At 51.3% G+C, this 2,827-nt stretch carries 3 protein-coding genes; 2 read left to right on the plus strand and 1 reads right to left on the minus strand.

Translation table 11 applies throughout. The annotated features are described in order from the left end of the window. The coding region (locus tag AUR66_RS15290) for a hypothetical protein (protein WP_231727918.1) at positions 1-455 on the plus strand (455 nt) is incomplete at its 5' end. Positions 456-827: 372 nt separating this feature from the next. Here AUR66_RS15290 and AUR66_RS23165 read toward each other — a convergent pair. Then, on the minus strand, positions 828-1,109 hold the full coding sequence (locus tag AUR66_RS23165; RefSeq protein ID WP_331457010.1) for a hypothetical protein: 282 nt from the start codon (positions 1,107-1,109) through the stop codon (positions 828-830). A 242-nt stretch (positions 1,110-1,351) separates the two neighbouring features. Here AUR66_RS23165 and AUR66_RS15300 point away from each other — a divergent pair. Continuing rightward, positions 1,352-2,827: hypothetical protein (locus tag AUR66_RS15300; protein ID WP_157533149.1), on the plus strand; the 1,476-nt coding region annotated here is incomplete at its 3' end.

Raw genomic sequence — 2,827 nt, forward strand, 5'->3', positions numbered from 1 at the left:
ATATTGAGTGCGGTACGTGGTCAGATAGTGTCTCTGTCCGCTATTCAGGTCCGCTTCTCAATCTTATTACGCGGGCACGCAAACACGGCCTCTTCATGTGCAACATTGACGGTGTTCTGTACGCAGACCCCTCTCCGACCGAGAATATACTTGGTGAAATCGTTCCCGTTACAAACTTCGAACCAGCGTCGAAAGTCGCAGAGGAAGATTCAGTGCATGACGCGTTCTTTGTCGAAGAGCTCGGAGATCCTCGGTTGCTCATCACGACTACCGGTGTCGAGAATGCAAGCACGTTCCTCAAATTGAGTGGTCGGTATGGGTGGACCATCACGGAAGCAAAAGAAGCACAGATCCGATTCGGGTCAGGACAGTCTGAGCAGTCGTTTTACGTAGACAGATACACAGACGAGGTGCGTCAGCTCAAACATGAACGAGACAACGAGCGGACAGATTAGAGGAGAGACCAACAATCGCTATCAATTTGAACACACATTTCCAAGAAATGGACGAGGATATCTGAGTATAAACCACCACTACAGGCACTCTGAAACCTTCTATTGACAGTTTGTAGAATCGGTCGAATGATATAGAACAGTATCTACCAGCGAATCAGATGAGCACAAATCGGTTCGAACGGGCCGCGAAGAGCTTCCGGAAAGCCCCTGGTGTGACAGAGTGTATTGCATGGTCTGATAGTGTTTCAGTTCGGTACACTGGGCCAATCTTTGATCTCTTCAGGTGGGCACGCAAAATCGACATGAGGATGTGCAATATTGACGGGCTACTATATGCAGAGCCACACGCAGCGGACAATGAATCTGGTCGGGTTACGGATTTCGAGCCAGCATCTGTCGTTGCAGAATCTGAATCCATGCACCACTTGGCTCACCACCAAACACAACGTCGTCGTCACGGGCAGCTTCAGCGACGAACACGTCCCCGACTTTCGTACGCGTAAGGGACGCACCCTTAGCGTCGAGAACGTCGTCGACAACGAGACTCGTATTTAGAGGCGCAGCACCACGCTCACCACTAGAGACTTCCTCTCGGCCGAACAGTGCCAAAATCTCGTCACCCTCGACGAATGATCTGGTTTCGTCGATGGCCATCATCCGGTCTGTATTACCATCGAGTGCAATCCTCAATTCACATCTCTGTTCGCAACGACTGAACACAGCGTCTCACAAGTCTCTATAGTCGGCTCACTGGGCCAACCCGGGGTCGCCCCCTCAGGCGTCGCATTGAACGTTTGGGTCCAACAGCCCTCCTGCAGAGATACAGAGGTTGTACAAAGCTGAATTGTCTTTTTGGCAATAGATTTATACATTTTTGAAATACAAACTAGTTGACAATGAACTCGAAGCTGTGGGGTTTAGTAGCACTAGTAGTCTTAATCAGTCTTGCAGGCTGTTCAGGGCTGTCATTCGATAATGTGGGCGAGTCGACAACGCCGGCAGTCGAAGATAATACTGCCCCCGAGAAGACTTCAGACAATAGAGCGAATACAGCGGCTGAGTCAACAGTCGACACTGATGGGGATGGGCTTACTGATGCAACGGAACGCAATATTGGGACCAATCGATCACTCCCAGACACTGATGGAGATGGGTTAGGTGATGAGCGTGAACACCGAGAGATAGGTACCGATCCAACCACTGTCGACACCGACGGTGATAGATTAGATGACGCACGCGAAGTTGAGCTTGGGACTGATCCAACAGTCACTGACACAGATAGTGACGGGCTTATTGATGGAAATGAGACACTGACCTATCGGACTGACCCACTTGCGTCTGATTCCGACGGCGACGGCCTTGCTGATGCCGCTGAAGTCCGTGAATACCAACTCTCTCCGATAAAAGCCGATACAGATGGCGACGGGCTTGATGACTCAACTGAGCTTGAGAAGCCAACGAGTCCACACCAATACGATACGGATGCTGATGGACTTTCTGATGCGCGTGAACTCAATGATCTTCAGACAAACGCGACACTCACAGACACCGATGGTGATGGGTTACCTGACGGTGTTGAGGTAGAACAAACGGACCTTTTCCCTGAGGCAGACCCGCTGCATAAAGATGTGTATGTGGAAATCGACTATATGCGAGGTGAGCGAGTCACCACCAGTGAGTTGCGGTCCGTTGAACAATCGTTCGCAAACGCGCCAGTTGAGAATCCAGATGGTCAGACCGGTATTACTCTACATTTACTTCTTGACGAGCGTGTACCGGCAAGGGCGTCGCTCCCTGCAGATTCTGGCGAGTTGTCCTCATACCATGACTACCTCCGCCAGTACGGTGACCGCCGATCGAAAGGCTACCACTATGCGTTGATTGCATCAGAAATCGAGGGCAGAACCTCAACCGGAGATGAACGCGCGGGTCTGGGCTCTCCGGGGGAGTTCCGATTGGAGGACACAGATAATTTCGCTTCACTCTTCGCACATGAGCTCGGCCACTCGTTAGGGCTCACGAGATTCCGTGGGATCGATTCGGAGGCGATTCCTTACTCGGAGTACCCCAGTGTGATGAATTATAACGCACCAAGTCACGCAGTTCAGTATTCGGCCGGCGGTACCTCGGGAAGTGATCAAAACGATTGGGCGGTTGTCCAACGGAAGATGACTAAAGGCCTGTCGACAGAGAAGCTCAACACAGTCTGTATAGGCGTGTCATTCGTGGGTGGTGATGGGTCTACTGATGCACCGTATCAGATATCGACGCTCCGACAACTCCAATGTATTCAGACGGATCTCGACGCTCACTACGAACTCGTCTCAGATATCGATGCGACTGGGCGGACAGACTTCAAACATCCTGGCCAT

The sequence above is a fragment of the Haloferax profundi genome (assembly GCF_001469865.1).
Taxonomy (GTDB): Archaea; Halobacteriota; Halobacteria; order Halobacteriales; family Haloferacaceae; genus Haloferax; species Haloferax profundi.